The sequence below is a fragment of the Chryseobacterium sp. MMS23-Vi53 genome (assembly GCF_047651245.1).
Taxonomy (GTDB): Bacteria; Bacteroidota; Bacteroidia; order Flavobacteriales; family Weeksellaceae; genus Chryseobacterium.
Genome location: NZ_CP180265.1, coordinates 4,633,583 through 4,652,649, shown reverse-complemented (window position 1 = coordinate 4,652,649; position 19,067 = coordinate 4,633,583). Strand labels below are relative to the sequence as shown.

The following is a 19,067-nucleotide window of genomic DNA, read 5'->3' as shown; positions in this document are numbered from 1 at the left end:
AACTAAAACTATAATAAAAAATAACCATGTCAAAAACAGTCTACTTTTTAGGAGCAGGATTTTCAGCTGATGCTGGTGGTCCTATTCAAAATCAAATTATTCAATTTATACTTGATGATCATTTCAATTTCAAATTTATTGGTAGAGAAGATATCCTTGATGCGAAAGAGGAATTTGTAGAATTTATAGAAAAAACTTTGCAAATTGAAAGAGATCTTTGGGACTCAATAGCTTTGGAAGATATTTTCACACCTATAGATCGTTCGTTGTCAAATGGCAAATCATTTAAGAATTTTGACGTAAAAGAATTATCCGTTAAAAGGCAAAAATTTCACTTATTAATGGGAGCTGCAATAAAATATGGTGTGGATTACAGACATAAAAATAAAGATTATATCGATAATTTCGCAGAATATGTTAACAAAATTGCAAGAGTAAGATTAGTCGATCAAAAAAAAGATAATATATCCCTCATTACAACTAATTGGGATATTTTGTTGGACAACTCTTTAAATAAGTTGGTAAGAAATTACTCAAAAGAAGAAGAACGAAAAGTAGATAAAAAATTAGCAGTTGTAGACTACTGCTGCTATATCAGCTCGCTAGATAAAAATGACCACCTTATTAAACCAGGACTCTTAGCACTAGGTAGAAACGGTTACAATATAAAATATTTAAAATTGCACGGCTCAATGAACTGGCTACATTGCCCGAGTTGCCAAAGAATGTATGTGAAATTTGGTGAAAAAACTATGCTAACTCCACCCCCATCTTGTGATCACTGTCATAAGAATTTAAAACTTTCAGAAGACGATGATGCTATAAAACTAAAAAGCAATCTATTATTACCAACGTTTATTAAAGACTTAAGCAATATTCAAATTCAATTGGTTTGGCAAAATGCAGGAATTGAACTTTCTGAAGCATCCAAAGTTGTTTTTATTGGCTACTCATTGCCTCAAGCAGATTTTGAAATTAGACAACTTTTGTCTCGATATATTCCAAATCATGCTGAAGTCGAAGTTGTTTGTTATCCGAAGTATGGTGACGGTGATTTTAAATCTGAAGAGGATAAGGAAAAAGAAATAAAGTGGTACAAAACATTTTTTGGTGCTAGAATTAGAAATGATAATAATATCATTTTTAAAACTGTCCCTGAATATGTAGCTTCACTATGATCATGCTGAAAAAAGATAATCCCTTGGTAGAAATATAACCTTTCTGTTTACTTATAAATACATAGTAATTGATGAGCTAACTAATTAAATATTCAGGTAATTATTAGATTATTCATATAGATATCATAAAAATTAATTTCTAAAAAACATATGTCAAACGAAATATATATTATAGGATTGGCGATGCTTGCCATAATGGTATTCGCAATTTATTATGAAACCATCATTAGCAAAGCTAAAAATGACGCTACAAGAAAGTTTGTAAACTACTATCAATTAGAGAATATGCCCAGTACCTTCGTTACCATCGGGTTGCTTGGTACATGTCTAGGTATTGTATTAGGATTATTCAATTTTGACACAGACGCTGCAAGAATTAAAGACAGCGTGAAAGAGTTGTTATCCGGTTTACGACTTGCATTTATTGTAACAATTCTAGGGCTTTTTTTCTCCTTAATCTACAAAAGAAGAGTAAATGATATTTTGAACAAATATGGAGATATTCAGCCACCTGAATCACCTGAATTTATAGAAATGAGGCAGACAAATATATTACTTCGTGATTTAAATAGAGGTATTGGCAACCTTAACAGAGCATTTTCTGAAGAATTAATCACAAAGATTCAGGAATCTAATAAAAAATTAGCAGATAATCTTTCTAAATTTGGTGAAAACCTAGCTACATCTAATCATGACGCACTACTTGAAGCCCTTAAGGAAGTAATTGAAGATTTAAATTCTGGATTTAGAGATACATTAGGTCTATTAGTTAAACAGAATTTTTCTGAATTAACAAATTCCATCGACAGTCTAAATAATTGGCAGAAAGAAAACAAGGCATACATTGAAGATTTTGCCAGACGTTATGAAAAGATTGTTCAGTACACGGAAGATATGAATACAAATCTTGAAAAGATTGTAACTACCAATGCGAATCTATTGTCACAAAATAGTAAACTACACAATATCGTAGAATCACTTAATTCTGTAATGGTTCAAGATACCAAGTTCCGTGAAATTACTTCAAATCTAAATAATGCTTCATCGAATATCAAGGAATCATTAAATCAATTCAGTAGTGATCTTCAAAATACTAAAAAACAGTTGGAGGGCATTACAAATTTGAGAGTTAATATTGAATTGCTGAATGACCAATTATCTAACTTAAGAAATATCGATATTGATGAGGAGCGACTTTACATGCAAGGTATAAAAGAAACTATGGCATCAATGGATGAAATGTTTAAAAGGCATTACGAGGCAATTCCTAAATTGATTCAAAACAATTTAAAATCAATATCTAATGGCTAGAAGTCGCACCAGATCAGATCATAACTTTATCGCCTATTCAGACATCATGACTTGCCTAGCTATCATCTTTCTCTTTATTGCTGTAGCATATATTTTAGAGGGTTTGTCTGACAAAATAATTAAGGATGACATTTACAATGCTATTGGAGAAGATTTGAAGAAGGATTTTAAAAGTAAAAATGTACAACTGGAAAGCGATATGTCATTAAAGTTTTTACAAGATTCAATCAATAAAAATGATGAACTTTTTGAAATCGGTTCTGCTGAAATGACACCATCCTTTAAACAAAAAGTAGCTGACATCTGGCCCAAATATCAGTCTATTATTTGTGACAAAAAAAATTTACCATATATAAGTGAGATTAGAATTGAAGGACATACTGATACCATTGCGCCTAAAAAAGATCAAAGAGAAAGCTATCTTTATAATTTAAATCTTTCATCTGCCAGAGCGCAATCCGTTCTAGAGTATATAAGAACATTAGATTCGTATAAAAAATTGAATGCAACTAAAAAAGAAAAGCTTGATTTTCTACTTACAGCGAACGGCATGTCATATTCAAGGGCATTAAATAAAAAGGGTGAGGTTTCTAGTTTAAGTAAGGATAAATCAATAGATCTTAATAAATCCCGTCGTGTAGAATTTAGAATTAACACTTCTAATGAAAAATTACAAACAAGTTTGTCAACAAAATGATTTACGATTTTAGAAAAGGAAAGTCCGCAATCTACATATCTTCATTACTACATGTAGATTACGACTACGATTTGGAGGAATATGAATTAAGCCAAGAAGAGTTAGAATTTGATGAAATTGGTTTTATTAAAAGAGGTAAGAAAAACGGATTTGAAAGATTAGGTATTTTTTTACCAGAGTATAGAAATGAAAAGTATAATCAAGATCCCTCCCTACATATCTACAATTGCGACACTACAGAAGATTTATCACGCAGAATGAAGGTATCTAATTCGTCCAAAAATACTTATTATTCGAAAGATCAGAAAAAGCTAATTAACGCCAATCTTGAGATTTGTAAAAAATGTGCACGAAATCTAAGAAAAAGATATAATCTTAATTTAGGAACTAACACTTTTAATAATTTTGTGCTAGCCTTAGAGGAAAGTGAAAAAAGACAAACAATCACTGATAATAAAGGATATATACTCAATTGGAAGCAAGTCTCATACTGCTTTCGAGAAACAAAAAATTTTACTTGTGAAAAATGTAGTTTTAAAGCTACAAACAACTCGGAAAAAAAATTTTTACATGCACATCACAGAGATCGTGATAAAAAAAATAATAGCAGATCAAATCTAGAATGCCTTTGTGTCGAATGCCATTCTAATGTTGATGAGTACCATAAAGAAAAATTTTCTTTTGAGGGATTAAAACCCCTAAATGATTTCCTTACATTCAAAGAGAAAAAAAATAACCAATCAAAAAACACTCAATAATTTCTATATAAAATGGAACTTTCAAAATCACTACTAATCGAACTGCAAAAAAGGCTAAAAGTTGGTAATCGTAAGGGGGTGCATTTAAATGCTATTCCAAAAAAATCAGCATATAAGTTAGATATTTCAACCCTTTCTGCTATAGATGAAAATTTGCCAAATGATTTTTTAAATACATTACTCTCAAAGAATAATTTTTCATTTGAAATTTCCTGGAAAGACATTGATATAGATTTATTTAATCTTGATGAAAAAGAGCATAAAAAATTCATATCGTTAGGTAAATCCTTTGAATATCTACTTAACCAGGTTGAAGTAATTAAATCAGAAAAAGGGATTGAAACTTTTGGTTTTGGATTTCCACTCTTAATTAGAAGAGATAGAATTGACAAAAAATTAACCGTCGCTCCTTTAATAATTTGGCAACTAGAACTTATCAGATCTAAGAAGAATGACACTTGGGTAATTAAAAAAAATGAAGATTCTCCAATATATATCAATGAAGTGCTTATTAATCATTTAAAATCCGATTCAAATGTAGATCTTCAGCAAATATCTTCAGAAACATTAGAAAATGGTCTCATTTCCAAAAACGAACTATTTGATATTTGTCTGAATGTTTTAGAAAGAACAAATATTGCTACCAAAGAAAAATTAAAAACAAATCTAGAGAATGTTTTCACCAATATCTTACCGATTGGATCTGAAGAAAAGTTTAAAAATTTAGCACTAAATGATGTAAATTCTCTTATCCAATTTTCCGGACTGTTTTCTTACTTTGAAATTCATAAGCATAATATCATTAAAGATTATGATGAGTTATTAAAATTAGCTGGAGAAGAAATAAGTCAAGGTATCTTAGAAAACAATGATTTTCAGTCCATCACTTCCATCCCCACCGACCCTACGCAGCAAAGCGCCTTAAATTCTTTGCGTGTTATCAAAGATTTAGTAATTCAGGGACCTCCAGGAACTGGTAAAAGTCAAACTTTGACAGGAATTCTTGTCAATGCCTTAGAAAATAGAAAAAAAACAATTGTTGTTTGCGAAAAGAATACAGCTCTCGAAATTCTACAAACTTCCCTGCAAAAAATTGGGCTTAGTCAACATGCAATACTTATTCATGACATTTCAAGTGACCGAAAGAAAGTTGTAACATCAGTCAGAAACAGACTTAATGATTTAAGTGTTTTAAGAAGTCAATTTGTTAATTCTAAGTTTACGTATGATACTCAATTAAAAAAAATTAATGAACTTGTTTCAAAAATAAATTCAAAGCACTCATTACTAAAAGATCCACTGTTAGCTAATTGGAACTGGACTGATGTTGTTGGTCTCTATCTAAAAAATCTCAGCGCAAAAAGCAATAAACCTATCTCTTTCTCCTCTCAAATAAAATTCGAATTTAACTACGATGAATTTGCCTATTTAACAAGTCTCATTACTGAAGGTGAGAGATTCTTTAAATTGAAAGAGGAAAATTATCCGTCATCTTTTTTATCGTCTGATGCTTTTAAATCAAAAAGTTTTTATGAATTGGAAGACAGGATTAATGAGGCATTTTCCATATACGAAGAATCAATCATTAAAATAGTTGGTACAAAGGATGCACTTTACAACGAATATTACATAGATCGTAAAAATTCCATACAAAATCAGGTCAGTAAAATTAAAACTGCTCTTGATAAAATAAATAACTTAAATTTTAATTTAGAGAATCAAATAAATCTTTTGAAACAAAAATTTTGTGATTTGGAACAAAAAGATTTTTCCGTAGATTTTCAAAAATTTTCCCATAAAGAAGATTCGTTAAAAAGGCTCTATGATAAATATAATGGAGATCTCGAATTTAGAAACGAAGAAAAATTACTAGGATTTTCTTATAAAATAACATCATTACTTTCAAAAGTCAAAAAGCAAAAAATAGCAGATTTTCATATTTTCAATAGTAGTATAGATGAGTTAAATAAAATAGTTCAAAATTCCTTATTTTTTTCTCCTATCCAATACAAAGCAACAATGCAATCTAAATTGGAAGGTTTTCAAAATTTCTATTCTGAGTCTGAAAAAATTAAAAAACAACTAAATTTAAATATCGAAGATAAATTTTTAGGACTTGACCTTAATTATCTATTTAAATTAGAAAATAAATCAAAGTTGCAAGAGCATATAGATCTTTTGAAATCTAGACCGAATATTTCTGAGAATGAGAAAGAAATTTTAAATGACCTTTCATTATTTATTGTTGAACATTTTGCCTATCAAAAGCAAGTCTATGCGGATTTACAGGCAGTGATAAATGAATCTCCTGATTTCAAAGATGAATATTCATTCTCAACATCAGATGTAAAAAATTCAAGTCAAACTAATAAAGTTTTAAAGAGAATAGATCAGGTAAATTCTTTAATTGATAGTGCAATAGATTTTGAATTTCTAAATGCAGACATTTTCGAAAATAAAGATAAGTTCTCACATCTGAAAAATTTCCAAGATTTAAGTACTTTACTAGAAAAACTGAATGAAAAAATTGAATCGGATCGCCTAATTAATAATATTTCACAATCAAAAAATCTCAATGCATATATTGAATCTGTTCAATCGTTGATTGAGCAAAAAAAATCTACAATAGATGCAGATCCTAACGCTTTCAGAAAAGAATATGATTGGCATAATTTCATCAATAGTCTTACAGAGAATAATTTATTTATTGTAAACGCATTACTAGATTCTCGTAATTGGCTAACTGATTTTTATGTTAACTATTTTAATCGCTTGCTAAGAGAAAATGCGACTGACAATTTACCTATTGATCAGCATAGTATTGATGACTTATTTGAAGCGGAACATAATATTAAGACCAATCAAATAAATTTTGTTAATAATATTTGGTTCAATGAACAATACAACAAGACAGAAACATTTGACAGAAATAATGCTGCTTTGAAAGTTAAAAACTTATTTAATTTTAAAGGTTCTGCTGGACATCGAAGATATTCGCTTAGATCTATTGTAGAGCGAGATATTGATTTATTTACTTCTTTCTTTCCTGTAATCCTAACCACTCCAGACGTTGCCAGTAATTTATTTAATCAAAACAATAAATATTTTGACATAGTTCTTTTTGACGAGGCTAGTCAGCTGAGATTAGAAGATAATTTGCCAGCAATGCTAAAAGGTAAACAGATTGTAATTGCGGGTGATGAACATCAGATGCCTCCTTCAAATTATTTCTCAAAAATCTTAGATGGCGACGTAGAGAGTGAAGACGAAATAATAGAAGATGACTCAAACATAATTAAAGATAAATCATCTTTAGATTCATTAGCCTTGTCTTGCTTATCACTTCTGGAATTCGGTACCGAAATGAACTTTAGTTCAAAATCCTTGGATTTCCATTACAGATCAAAACACCCTGATCTAATAGAATTTTCGAATCACGCTTTCTATAAACAAAAGTTAAAGGCTTTACCGCAAGTTTTGGATTACAAAGCTATTTCTTACATAAATGTAGGAGGTGTTTTTGAAAATAGGGTAAATGAACTTGAAGCAGATATGGTTTTATCTATTTTAGAAAATAATATTAAGAAAGATTCTAAGAACAAATATCCGTCAGTTGGTATTGCTACTTTTAATATTACACAGCGAGATCTCATTAAAAATAAAATTGTAGAGCGGCAGAAACAAGAGAAATATAATGATTTCAACAACAAAATTCTCGAGTTAGAAAAAGAAGGATTATTTGTAAAAAACTTAGAGAATATTCAGGGTGATGAAAGAGATATTATTATTTTGTCTACGACTTATGGAAATAATGTTGATGGTTCTTTTGCTGAAAGATTTGGTCCTTTGAATTTTGAGAAAGGATATAAATTACTGAATGTAATCGTAACCAGAGCCAAATATAAAAACTTCATTGTCACTTCAATTCCGGAAGAAAGGATACTAAATTTCAAATCGTATTTAGTTACGCAGAAAAGCAATAATAAAAAAGCAGTTCTTTATGCATACTTAGCTTATTCAAAAGCAGTAAGTGATGGTAATGATGATTTACGTGTAGCTGTTTTAGAAGCTCTTAAGGCTAATTACATTAATGAAGCTAATATTGACAGTGACGTTACGCCTCGACTTGAATCTCCTTTTGAAGAAGAGGTATATGAGCGATTGAGCAAAAAAATGGACAAAACATTAATTAAGACTCAATATAAAGTTGGTGGTTTCAGAATTGATATGGTAATTGATTTTCTAACGGAAGGTATTCCAAAAATTGCTCTTGAATGTGATGGTGCGAAGTATCACTCAAGTGAAGAAGCTTATCTTTACGATTTACACAGACAACGTATATTAGAATCACAAGGCTTTGTTTTTCACCGTATTTGGGGAACAAATTGGTGGCGTGATCCAAACTCAGAACTAGATAAACTATTATCATTTATCGAAACGGTTAAAAGACCGAAGGTGGGTAATATTTTTGATGCGGCAATCACAGAACAATTTGTTATAAACGACGAACTCACAATACCTACTGAAAATGAAGAAATATTTGAAGTTCCAGAAACCGATATAGAGGTTGAAGAAGAATCAGAAAAGACTATACAAAATCTTACAGATGATACACCAATCGAGATGCCTACAAAAAAAGTATCCAAAATTTTATTAGGTTCACAAATCAAGGTGAAATTTTTAAATGACAAAACAATTCAAAAATTTAAAGTTGTTAATGAGGAAATGAAAAGTTCTTATATATCTGATGAGGTTCTTCCACTCTCTATTCAAAGTCCTATCGGCAAAGCAGTGCTTAATAAGTCTGAAGGAGAAACAGCAAGAATCGAAGGAATTGATCGATTTATTGAAATATTACAAGTAGTATAGATTATTTTTTGAACAACAAATCTAAAGTACAAATGTATTTCATTACAGAAAAAGATCCAGATTACAATATAAAGGGTTCAAGAGATCCTTTAGGATTTCAAGTTATTTGGCAGGCTGCAGGAAGAAAACTAATTCCAAATCTTTCCACAGTTTCTAATAATCTAATTGATTTCCAGATTTTAGGTTTAGCACATACAATTAAAAAAGAATTTAAAATAGCAGATGCAAATTTTGAATCTTTTTTTATAAGGTTTGAACAAATTATGGCTTACACAAGACATTACAAAGATAAATCTGAAGGTTTTAATGGAGTTGATAAGGTCAGAAAAACAATAGCTTCAAATGAAGAATTGAAGATTTCTGTAAATAATCAAATCTTATCAAATCAAAAAGCATATGGAATTTGGGGTAAATACAACAGACCTTTTAGTGAAATGAAATTTGATCTCTCCAATGACTTTCATAAATTATTTTCAGATAAATTAAAATCAAATTTATCTTTAAGAAAACAGGTTCAAACAATTATTAATAGTGATAGCAAATTGAAATATGATGTATTAGAAAAATATATGTCCGTAATCGAAAAACCAAACGAGGAAGAAAAAAAACTATTTATTGAAAGGATTTTACAAGATAATTGCAATCAAGAATTATTCTCAATTTTGCACAATAATCAAGGTTGGATAGGCCTAAATTTTTATGACCTTCTAAATTTCTTAGTATCTAAAAGTTCAAATCCAAATTTTATTTCGATTTTAGAATATATTGTTCAAGTTGAAAAAACAATATGCCCTTTAAACAGAATTTTCAGGTATTTGCAAACAAAATCATTCTGGACAAATGAAGAGATTGAGAAAAGCGAATTCATTTCGAAATGTAAAATGAAAGGGCTAATTACAGAAGGTTTTGATGAAACATTAAATGCTTTAGCCATACTTCATAACAATAATAGTAATGATCTCGTAAAAGGTTTAATAGAACGTAATAAAACCATTTGTAAACTGAGAAATTCTTCTCCTTGGATGGAAATCACAGAAAATGGTTATGAAATAAATCATTTTGAAGGCGCTTCGTTTTATAATGATTATAATCCAGAAAGAAATAATGATAACAATTATTTTTTTTGGAGCTATCTCAATCTCTTTAATCAATTAAATTAATGTGGAAAAACTAATACTAAAAGAAAAGATTGGGGAATTGATAGGTGCTAATAAAGTTATCGCAGCTATATTTTATACTTTTAATTTTGATCCAAAGTTTTTTGAAAATTACATAATGCCCTTATTAATATCTAGTACTGGTAAAAATTTCAATGATGAAGAAATTCATAATAAGATTTTATGGAGACAGCTGGCAAAAGAAAACCAAATACCACCAATATCAGTTTATTGTGATTATTATGCGAAAGATCAAACCAATGCTCCATCATTAGGATATGATATTAATTGTTTAAAAGTGCCATCCCCAAAAGGAAAAATAGCAAATTTTCATCCGAAACAAACTATGATTCTATTGGAGGATAATGGAGTACAAAAACTATTGTTCATAACTGGTTCTGGTAATATGACCGCTAGTGGGTGGTGCGATAATTTTGAATGTTTTTCCTACAAAGAAATTAGTAGAAGTAAATTACAACCAAATAGATCTTCTACTAATTCCGTTCAAGATTATATAAATAGCACCAATAAATTAGGTCATATTCCAAAACTACTAGAATCTGAAAATCTAATTAATAACTTTTTAAGATACGTGGATATAGATTTTCAATTTTTCAATAACTATTCTAATAAATTTGAAGACTTTTTACAAAAAAACATCTTTGAAAAAGAAACGATAGAAGAAGTTGAAATTGTCTCACCATATTTCAGTCCTGATACTAGTTTGCTAGAATGGCTTAAGTCCAAAAATATAAAAAAAATCAAATGTTTAATTCCTTCATTAAGGAATAATGAAGTTCAATTAGAAAAGAAACATTTTGTAGATTTAGAAAAAGCGGGATTAGATTGGTGTCATTGGAATGATTCAAGTCTAAATACTGAGGTAAGAAATCAACATTCGAAAATATATAAGTTTTATAGTGCTGAGAACTCTTACACTATTGTAGGTTCTGTTAATTTTACTAATCCTGCTTGGGCTATTTTTTCAGATAAAAATAATTCTTCGAATATTGAATCAGCAGTTCTTTATTGTGAAAAAAATAATGGTATAAAACTCTTAAAAAGACCTAATTCTTTAAATATTGATGAGTTGATTTTTATTTCAGGTAAAGTTGATTTAGAGAATCCTATTTCTGCTAATTCATTCAATAGGAATGCACCCGATATCGATTTTACAATTGATTGGAAAAATAGGGAACTTTGTATTAAGGCAAATATTAAAAATCAAAATTGTAATTTTTTTGAGTTATTCAAAGGTCAGCAGATAAAAAATGGTAAATCAAAGGTTTCTATTGACACTTTAGATTGTAAAAAGTTGGCAAAAAATTCACTAATTCAAGTAGTAAGCATTGAAAATTCAAAATCGGTTGTATATAGTTATTATGCAAATCAGGATTATATAAATACTAAGCCTTTAGGATTTAATTTAGATGCTTATACTATTCTAAGATATTGGCAGTTCTTTGATGATGAGTTTTCTAAAGAAAGTATTACACGTAGTATAGCTGAAAAAATTACAGATGAATCTGGTGTAATTGATATTTCCAAAGTTGAAACTAAATTATTGTTAAATGAAATGGCTACTCATTTTAATGGATTAATAAGGATGGAAAAATATTTATTCCCTTCAAAAAACCTTAATCAAACTGAACAGAGAGAACAATTTAAAAATATCCAATATTATTTATTAAACGAAAACATTGATACACTTTCTTTTTATTTGAATGATATTGCTAATCAATTTAAAGAAGATAAAATTCAAAAAAGTTTTTATTGGATGATCTTAAAAATTGTGGATCAAATGATGTATGCAAAAGCACAAAAGTGCTCAGCAAAAAGGTTTGTTGATGAAAAAATATGGAAGCAATTTATTAAAGATATAAAAAGTAAAAGAAATCAATTTACAAGAATAACAGAAGATCTCGTAAATAACATTCCGGACTTAAAACAGAAAGAGAAATGGATTGTCGAACAAATAGTAGCCGAATATGAATAATATCGAAACCGACATTGAATCAATCCTTAATCTGCGAACTAATGAATCTATTGGTAAAGAGCTTGCTGATAGACAACTTGCTGTAATTACTAAAGGTTATCAATTTTTAAATAATCCTGATAACAATGTCTTATACATAGCTGATGAAGTAGGATTAGGCAAAACTTATATTGCTGCAGGAATAATTTTACTTTTTAGGCATTTTTCAAAAAATAAAAATTTACACAAGGATCTTATAATTGTTCCTAAAAAGAACTTACAGGATAAGTGGAAGAAAGAACTAGGGAATTTTGTTTCTAAAAATTATCTTTTAGATAATACCAAGGTAAAAGAGTCCTATACATTTGAAAATTGCATAAAAGACAAAATCAAAGCAATTGAGACAGAAGATCCTGTTACAATTTTTAGAATGACGTCATTTAGTAGCTTAGTCATAGCAAGCAATGGTCGAAGAAACTTACAAGAATATTTTATACGAGAAGTTTTTAAAAATGATTTGTACGCACAAAATATTTTAGAAAAAGCTTATGATAAGGATTATTTTATAGCTTCAAATTTAAGAAAGTTACGTAATCTTATTGCTTACTTAATGAATGCATTATCTCCTAAAATCAATTGTTTAATCGTAGATGAAGCACATAATTATAAATATGGACCAGGAGATGAAACAAGAGAAGAATCTATAAGAAATGAAATTACTTCACGTTTTTTGGGAGCAATTAAGGATAAACAGATTTTCGAAGATTTTCCAGAATTAAAAAAACAAGTTAAATTCCCTTTAGCTAAGAAAATTATATGCTTATCTGCAACTCCTAAAGATAGAAATCTTTATGAGATTAAAAATCAAATATCTTGCTTTACACAAAAACATCTACTTAATACTGCAAAAAATAATATAGAAATAGAGGTGCTATTAAAGAAATTTTTAATTAGAGGTAACCTAGAATACTTATTAAAAGACGATACCGTTTCAAGAAATCAATGCAGAGAAGAACATCGTAAGGGGAATGTAAACAAATCAGAAGAGGCAGAACATCTGACAATGGATGATACATTCGAAAGTGTTTTTTGGCAACTTATTCAATATAAATCTATTAAGCATTTAAATCAAAAAAACAATGCTTCATTTGAAATCGGAATGCTTGCTGGCTTTGAAACTTATAATGTTGATCTTGATAGAAAGAAGGAAACCTTAAACAGAAATGAAAACGGTTTTGAATATTCTGAAGACTATACAAAAGAGTACGAACAAACAGAAAGTCGTAATATTAAAGATAGCCAAGATTTAAATATTGTTAGAAATATCATTAACTCATATAATGAAACTTTTAAACAATTTCCTCCTCATCCAAAACAGACAAAATTAGAGAATGAAATAATTAATCAACTACATCAGCAAGATAAATCTTTAATTTTTGTAAGAAGGATTGCTTCATCAATAGAACTTGAAAAAAGAATACTCGCAAAATATGAGATAGAAATTGTAATTGAGAAACAATTAAAGAAGACTCAAAAAGTTTTGAAGAAAAATAAAGAGGTAATAGACAATATTATTGACTTATATAATACACAAAAAATAAAAACACGATTAAATGATCTTTTAACTGTTTTATTATTAAAAAAAGAGATAAAATCAAATCTCTTACAACATAATTTTATTGATGAGAGTAATTACATCGAGCAAGGACTAGCATTCCTTGAATTTGCATACTACGATAAAAACAATTCAAGTTTTAAAAAGATTATCGATGACTTTATTATTAAAAACCTTAGAAATATTTCTTCTGAATTAAAATCGAAAACGATTCTTGCAACCGGCAATTCCTTGCAAGAATTCCTTTATCAAAATACGGAGGGAAGTGAAGAGGTTGATGAGAATGAACACAGTGGTTATTTCTTTTTGGACTATTTCAAAAAAAATAATCCAGGTTTCCCATACAGAACTAAGATGTATAGAGAAAATTGGTTTGAGTTAAATCCTATCATTTTAAATAATCATTTTAATTTCATTGATTATGATATCGAAGATTTAAATTCAAACTATCTAGAAAAAATTACTGCTGAAGCACGTAAGAACCAAAGTTTCAAAAAAGAAACTGAAACAGTCTACGATTACTTTTTTAAAAAAGGAATTCTGAATAAATCTTCTATAAAAAAAAGCAATGTAATAAACACAGGGGAACTTAAAAATACTACTTTTTTAACAAGGTTTTTAATCGAACATTGTGATAATGAATTTCGCAATTGGATTAATAAAAGATTTAATACTCAAACTGAGATATTTCTTTTAGATTTAAAAGTACTAAATGTAATTTTAAAAAATATATTTAGAAATGGTTCTGGCTTGCTTGCAGGATTCTTAGCCGATTCTCAAAACGAGGAATTTGAAGAAATTTTATTCAATTTGATAATTACTAAAGATGCTCCGTTCCATTTTGTTTTAGAAGAAATAAAAACAATTATCAATGAATTCGATTTAATAGTTTCATCAAATTTTGATAAAAAAGATGAAAAAAGAATAGAATCGGTATTAAGGAATCTTGTTCCTGTAATTGGTACAAGCGGACAAGATAAACGAAATAGAGGAATTATAGCTTCTCAATTTAGAATGCCTGGAATGCCATATGTATTAGTTACCACAGATATTTTTAGAGAAGGAGAAGATTTACATACATTTTGCCAGAATATTTATCATTATGGTATCGCTTGGAATCCAAGTGATATGGAGCAAAGAACTGGTAGGATTGATAGAATTAATTCTTTAAGCTATAGGAAATTAAATAAATCACAAGAATTAGATTTTCAAAATAAAATTCAAGTTTTTTATCCCTACTTAAAGCATTCAGTAGAAGTAAATCAAGTTGTTCAATTGTTCTTAAATTTAAATAAGTTTATACAAACCTTTAATACAATTAGTATTGATAATTATTATGAAAGCAAAATAGATGTCAATAAAGAAATTGGAAGTAATGAAATCCCAGAACCTATAAAAGATAGATTACATTCAATTTATGATGTGAAAGAGTTTATTACTTAATAAGAAAATCATATGGTAGTTAAAAATATAATTTCGGAACAAATTGAAGAATGTATAACTTATATTTCTGATATAAATAATCTTTTAACTTTTGATACTATAAAAAATATCAAGAATAGTGGTTTTGTTTATTGTATTTATATTGTGAATGAAAAACAAATTCCAAAGTTGGTTTATATTGGCAAATCTAAGGGGCACTTATTTAAAACTAGAATTAGAAATCATTTTGTAAATAAAAATGAACATACTGGTGCAAAATTAGATCTTATTATTGAAGAAAGATTAAATGGAAATGAAATTAAAATAAAGTACATAACTACTGAACCAGAATCTTATAGAAATATGCTGGAAGAGGAATTGATAAATCATTTCAAACCTATTTGGAATATTCAGAAAAAAAAGTGTAATAATATATATCAAGTTTTTATTAGTCAATACTTAATCTGACAGTTACGATCAAATTGAATAACTTAAAACAGATAAAGTATTGACTAATTCACTATTTATTGTTTAGTTTTTAAGCCGCCCCCTTAAAACCGCCATATCATCACTCACTTTCTTATCCAGAATCTTCGCATAATGCTGAGTAGTCTTAATATTCGTATGACCAAGCATTTTACTCACACTTTCAATGGGAACGCCATTGGACAAAGTAACAGTAGTAGCAAACGTATGCCTTGCAATATGGAATGTTAAATACTTATTGATGCCACAGACACTCGCAATTTCTTTTAGATACGAATTCATTTTCTGATTACTGAGAACAGGAAATAGAACATCTGAATTGACACACTGCAGATGATTCTCGTATTTTAAAACCAGTTCCTGAGCCACAGGCAATAACGGAACCCTGGTTGAGGTATCGGTCTTTTGACGATGAGTGAAAATCCATTGGTCCCCATCAATCCCAATATTGATGTTAGATTTTGACAATTGCTTGACATCAACATACGCCAAGCCCGTATAGCAACTGAAAAGAAAAATATCGCGAACTTGGTTCAATCGGTCTGATGCAAATTCCTTTTCATAAATCATCTGAATTTCTTCTTTGGTAAGATAAGGACGTTCGACAGCTTTAATCTTTGCTTTGTAACCTAGAAAAGGGTCTTTAGTAATCCAGCCGTGCGCCATACATAGACGGATAATCTTTTTGAAATTCTTGAGATATTTCACAGCCGTATTATTTCCGCATTTACGGACACTTCGAAGCCAGAAGTCATAATCCCTGACAAAACCGTGATCGATTTGCGTGATGTCGATATCAGAAACTTTGTATTTCCAATTAATGAATTCTTGCGTATGCTTTAAAGATGTTTTATAACGCTCCAATGTTCCGGGAGCAAAATCCTGACCGACCAAGGCTTCCACTTTGTCATTATGCTCCTGGAATATCGGAATAAGCATTCTTTGCTCAATATCCGTTCCAAGCAGTTTAGATTTTAAACTCTCTGCAGTTACAAAATTTTCTTCTTTCAGCATCAGGTAGTGGAAATCGTAAACTTTCTGTTCCAAAGTTTTGAGATAGAGATTCAATGTTTTGGCTTCTTGCGAATTGCCTAGTGCCTTGTGTGCTTTAACATCCCATTTCTTCGGATCGATATATCTTTTTGCAGCAATGTCGGCTGCCTTGCCGTCTATCGTGATTCGTAAGTAGATGGGAGCGGTTCCGTTTGTTCTGATTTTATTCTTTTTGATAAAGAATAACAGGTTGAATGTTTTGTTCATTGTGTGATAACTTTAATGGTTTAATAATTTACTTTTTGTTACCACTTTTTGCAAGATGTACAATCGTTAGACTGCCTATTGGTCGGGCTTTCCTTGATTTTTCGTGACCCATTTTTGTAATTTTTTGAATGGGACACGAAATAGGACATATAAATCGTGACCTATTTTGGTTTTTTTTGATACTGCGCTAAAACAAAAAACGCTGTAAACATTGATGTTTACAGCGTTTTAGCTTATTTTGGTTTCTAACCTGGCGGAGAGTGAGGGATTCGAACCCCCGGACCTGTTACAGTCAACAGTTTTCAAGACTGCCGCAATCGACCACTCTGCCAACTCTCCCTAAACTCCGATTGTATCGTTGTTTTTAGTGGTGCAAATATAGAAACATTTTTAATATTGACAAAATATTTTTTAGATAAAGAATATTAAATTATCTACAGTCCTATATTTCAGGATGAAAAAATTTGTTTTCAATTTTAGAATTAAATTTCATCATTCAAACAAAATCCAAAAGCTCTTATTAAAGAAACAAGTATTTTATTGAAACGTACATTATAATGTACTTAACACATAAAATTTACAACTTTTTAAAAAAAAATCAAATTCATTATAAATCATATATTTAAAACAAAAATACTATGCAATCCTTTATTATTTTTATTTAATTTAAAATAAAAAATACAATTCCTGAGTTTTAATCAGTACATTTACCCTATTATTCGTTTAATCTTTCTGTAAAAACACTGAAAATCAAAGCATATATTTAATGACAAGCAAAATCATCGGCGTTGGCAATTATATTCCATCTGAAACCATTACCAACTTATTTTTCGACAAACATGTTTTCCTTAATGAAGAGGGTATTCTGTTAAAAGACGACAATGAAGCAATTACAAGGAAACTGCAGAAAATAACGGGGATCGTGGAAAGGCGGTATGCTCACAGCGATCAGGTTACATCCGATTTGGGATTAATAGCCGCACAAAAAGCCATTGAAAATGCCGGAATAGATCCTGAAACATTGGACTATATCATATTTGCACATAATTTTGGAGACGTAAAATTTGGGACAATCCAGTCTGATACGGTTCCGAGTCTGGCTTCGAGAGTGAAACATTTACTGAAAATTAAAAACAATTTTTGTGTTGCCTATGATGTTTTATTTGGTTGTCCGGGATGGATTGAAGGGGTGATTCAGGCCAATGCTTTTATCAAATCCGGAATGGCAAAAAGATGCCTCGTGATAGGTGCTGAAACGCTTTCTAGAGTTGTTGATATCCACGATCGAGATAGTATGATTTATGCAGATGGAGCCGGAGCTGTTGTTTTGGAAGCAATCGATGACGAATCCGGTATCCGGTCGCATTTATCGGCTTCTTTTACTTTAACGGAAAAAGATTATTTATACTTCGGAAAATCTTATAATAACGACAGTTGTCCGAGTGTAAAATACATCAAAATGGATGGCAGAAAAATCTATGAATTTGCCTTGAAGAACGTTCCCGAAGCTATGAAGCAATGTCTTGATAAAAGTGGATATTCTATTAATAGTTTAGATAAAATTCTTATTCATCAGGCAAACGAAAAGATGGATGAAGCCATTGTAGAAAGGTTTTATCAGCTATATAACGTTCCTCTTCCACTGAATATTATGCCGATGGTGATCGATAAGCTGGGAAATAGCAGTGTTGCAACCATTCCATCTTTATTAGCAATGATTTTGAAAGGTGAATTAAAGGAACATCAAATCCAAAAAGGGGATGTCGTTTTATTTGCTTCTGTTGGTGCAGGGATGAATATTAATGCGTTTGTCTATAAATTTTAACAGCACTATATTTTAATGAATAAATAATTTTTTGATAGTCAATCAATTAAAAAAACAATATTATTCATTTTAATAATGTACCTTTGCTGTATATTTACAAAATAGGTTTCTGTTATTGTGATTCTGTTATGCTAAAATTTCCATTTTTTCATTCAGGTGAACTTTTTTAGCCACCCATTTTAAAGGTTAATTTATTGATAGATAATTTTCTAGTATCAATTTTAATCATAAATAAACAACAACAATTTTTAACATAATTACAATGCAAGAAGGCACAGTAAAATTTTTTAACGAAACAAAAGGTTTCGGATTTATTTCTCCAGCTGACGGAGGAAAAGATATCTTTGTTCACGTTTCTGGATTAATTTCAAGAGAGATCCGTGAAAATGACAAAGTAGTTTTTGATGTACAAGAAAGTAGCAAAGGATTAAACGCTGTAAATGTAAAATTAGCGTAATCTTTTGATTTAAACTATATTAAAAAACAAAAAAGCTCTGATTCGTTGAATCGGAGC

12 protein-coding genes and 1 tRNA gene are annotated in these 19,067 nt (G+C 29.6%); 11 read left to right on the top strand and 2 right to left on the bottom strand.

The annotated features are described in order from the left end of the window. Positions 1–26 precede the first annotated feature (26 nt). The 9 genes from ACKX2A_RS20610 to ACKX2A_RS20570 all read left to right on the top strand — a co-directional run bounded on the left by ACKX2A_RS20610 (position 27) and on the right by ACKX2A_RS20570 (position 15,450). Positions 27–1,178, top strand: a complete 1,152-nt coding sequence (locus tag ACKX2A_RS20610; RefSeq protein WP_415326954.1) for a hypothetical protein — start codon at positions 27–29, stop codon at positions 1,176–1,178. Between the two features lie 150 nt (positions 1,179–1,328). After that, the gene (locus ACKX2A_RS20605; protein WP_415326953.1) at positions 1,329–2,489 is read left to right on the top strand and encodes a MotA/TolQ/ExbB proton channel family protein; all 1,161 of its coding nucleotides are present in this window, start codon (positions 1,329–1,331) and stop codon (positions 2,487–2,489) included. After that, a complete protein-coding gene (locus ACKX2A_RS20600) occupies positions 2,482–3,186 on the top strand; it encodes a flagellar motor protein MotB (RefSeq protein ID WP_415326952.1) in 705 nt (234 codons plus the stop codon). Before ACKX2A_RS20605 ends, ACKX2A_RS20600 begins: the two co-directional genes overlap by 8 nt. Further along, positions 3,183–3,944 (top strand): hypothetical protein, encoded by a 762-nt coding sequence (locus ACKX2A_RS20595; protein WP_415326951.1) that lies wholly within the window; start codon positions 3,183–3,185, stop codon positions 3,942–3,944. The genes ACKX2A_RS20600 and ACKX2A_RS20595 overlap by 4 nt, the downstream gene beginning before the upstream one ends. Before the next feature lie 12 nt (positions 3,945–3,956). After that, positions 3,957–8,813, top strand: coding sequence for an AAA domain-containing protein (locus ACKX2A_RS20590; RefSeq protein ID WP_415326950.1), 4,857 nt, complete (start codon positions 3,957–3,959; stop codon positions 8,811–8,813). A gap of 32 nt (positions 8,814–8,845) precedes the next feature. Then, a complete protein-coding gene (locus ACKX2A_RS20585; RefSeq protein ID WP_415326949.1) occupies positions 8,846–9,973 on the top strand; it encodes a hypothetical protein in 1,128 nt (375 codons plus the stop codon). Position 9,974: 1 nt separating this feature from the next. Then, positions 9,975–11,966, top strand: a complete 1,992-nt coding sequence (locus tag ACKX2A_RS20580) for a hypothetical protein (RefSeq protein ID WP_415326948.1) — start codon at positions 9,975–9,977, stop codon at positions 11,964–11,966. After that, positions 11,959–15,003 carry a DEAD/DEAH box helicase family protein gene (locus ACKX2A_RS20575; protein WP_415326947.1) on the top strand — a complete coding sequence of 1,015 codons (3,045 nt, stop codon included), beginning with the start codon at positions 11,959–11,961 and terminating at the stop codon, positions 15,001–15,003. The genes ACKX2A_RS20580 and ACKX2A_RS20575 overlap by 8 nt, the downstream gene beginning before the upstream one ends. A gap of 12 nt (positions 15,004–15,015) precedes the next feature. Then, entirely contained in the window at positions 15,016–15,450 is a 435-nt protein-coding gene (locus tag ACKX2A_RS20570) for a hypothetical protein (protein WP_415326946.1), read from the top strand. A 63-nt stretch (positions 15,451–15,513) separates the two neighbouring features. Here ACKX2A_RS20570 and ACKX2A_RS20565 read toward each other — a convergent pair whose 3' ends face one another. Both ACKX2A_RS20565 and ACKX2A_RS20560 read right to left on the bottom strand, forming a co-directional pair. Continuing rightward, positions 15,514–16,728, bottom strand: a complete 1,215-nt coding sequence (locus ACKX2A_RS20565; RefSeq protein ID WP_415326945.1) for a site-specific integrase — start codon at positions 16,726–16,728, stop codon at positions 15,514–15,516. Positions 16,729–16,979: 251 nt separating this feature from the next. Beyond that, a tRNA-Ser gene (locus tag ACKX2A_RS20560) sits at positions 16,980–17,067 on the bottom strand. A 427-nt stretch (positions 17,068–17,494) separates the two neighbouring features. Between ACKX2A_RS20560 and ACKX2A_RS20555 the strand changes: the two genes are divergently transcribed. Beyond that, positions 17,495–18,553: a 3-oxoacyl-ACP synthase III family protein gene (locus ACKX2A_RS20555; protein WP_415326944.1), complete on the top strand. Its 1,059-nt coding sequence runs from the start codon at positions 17,495–17,497 to the stop codon at positions 18,551–18,553. Between the two features lie 262 nt (positions 18,554–18,815). Continuing rightward, positions 18,816–19,010 (top strand): cold-shock protein, encoded by a 195-nt coding sequence (locus ACKX2A_RS20550; protein WP_415326943.1) that lies wholly within the window; start codon positions 18,816–18,818, stop codon positions 19,008–19,010. The last annotated feature ends 57 nt before the right edge of the window (positions 19,011–19,067 follow it).

Excerpts from the sequence above, each read along its gene's own strand:
- ACKX2A_RS20585 (WP_415326949.1), top strand. The coding sequence starts at position 8,846 with ATGTATTTCATTACAGAAAAAGATCCAGATTACAATATAAAGGGTTCA.
- ACKX2A_RS20590 (WP_415326950.1), top strand. The coding sequence starts at position 3,957 with ATGGAACTTTCAAAATCACTACTAATCGAACTGCAAAAAAGGCTAAAA.
- ACKX2A_RS20575 (WP_415326947.1), top strand. The coding sequence starts at position 11,959 with ATGAATAATATCGAAACCGACATTGAATCAATCCTTAATCTGCGAACT.
- ACKX2A_RS20600 (WP_415326952.1), top strand. The coding sequence starts at position 2,482 with ATGGCTAGAAGTCGCACCAGATCAGATCATAACTTTATCGCCTATTCA.
- ACKX2A_RS20565 (WP_415326945.1), bottom strand. The coding sequence starts at position 16,728 with ATGAACAAAACATTCAACCTGTTATTCTTTATCAAAAAGAATAAAATC.
- ACKX2A_RS20610 (WP_415326954.1), top strand. The coding sequence starts at position 27 with ATGTCAAAAACAGTCTACTTTTTAGGAGCAGGATTTTCAGCTGATGCT.
- ACKX2A_RS20550 (WP_415326943.1), top strand. The coding sequence starts at position 18,816 with ATGCAAGAAGGCACAGTAAAATTTTTTAACGAAACAAAAGGTTTCGGA.
- ACKX2A_RS20605 (WP_415326953.1), top strand. The coding sequence starts at position 1,329 with ATGTCAAACGAAATATATATTATAGGATTGGCGATGCTTGCCATAATG.
- ACKX2A_RS20570 (WP_415326946.1), top strand. The coding sequence starts at position 15,016 with ATGGTAGTTAAAAATATAATTTCGGAACAAATTGAAGAATGTATAACT.
- ACKX2A_RS20595 (WP_415326951.1), top strand. The coding sequence starts at position 3,183 with ATGATTTACGATTTTAGAAAAGGAAAGTCCGCAATCTACATATCTTCA.
- ACKX2A_RS20555 (WP_415326944.1), top strand. The coding sequence starts at position 17,495 with ATGACAAGCAAAATCATCGGCGTTGGCAATTATATTCCATCTGAAACC.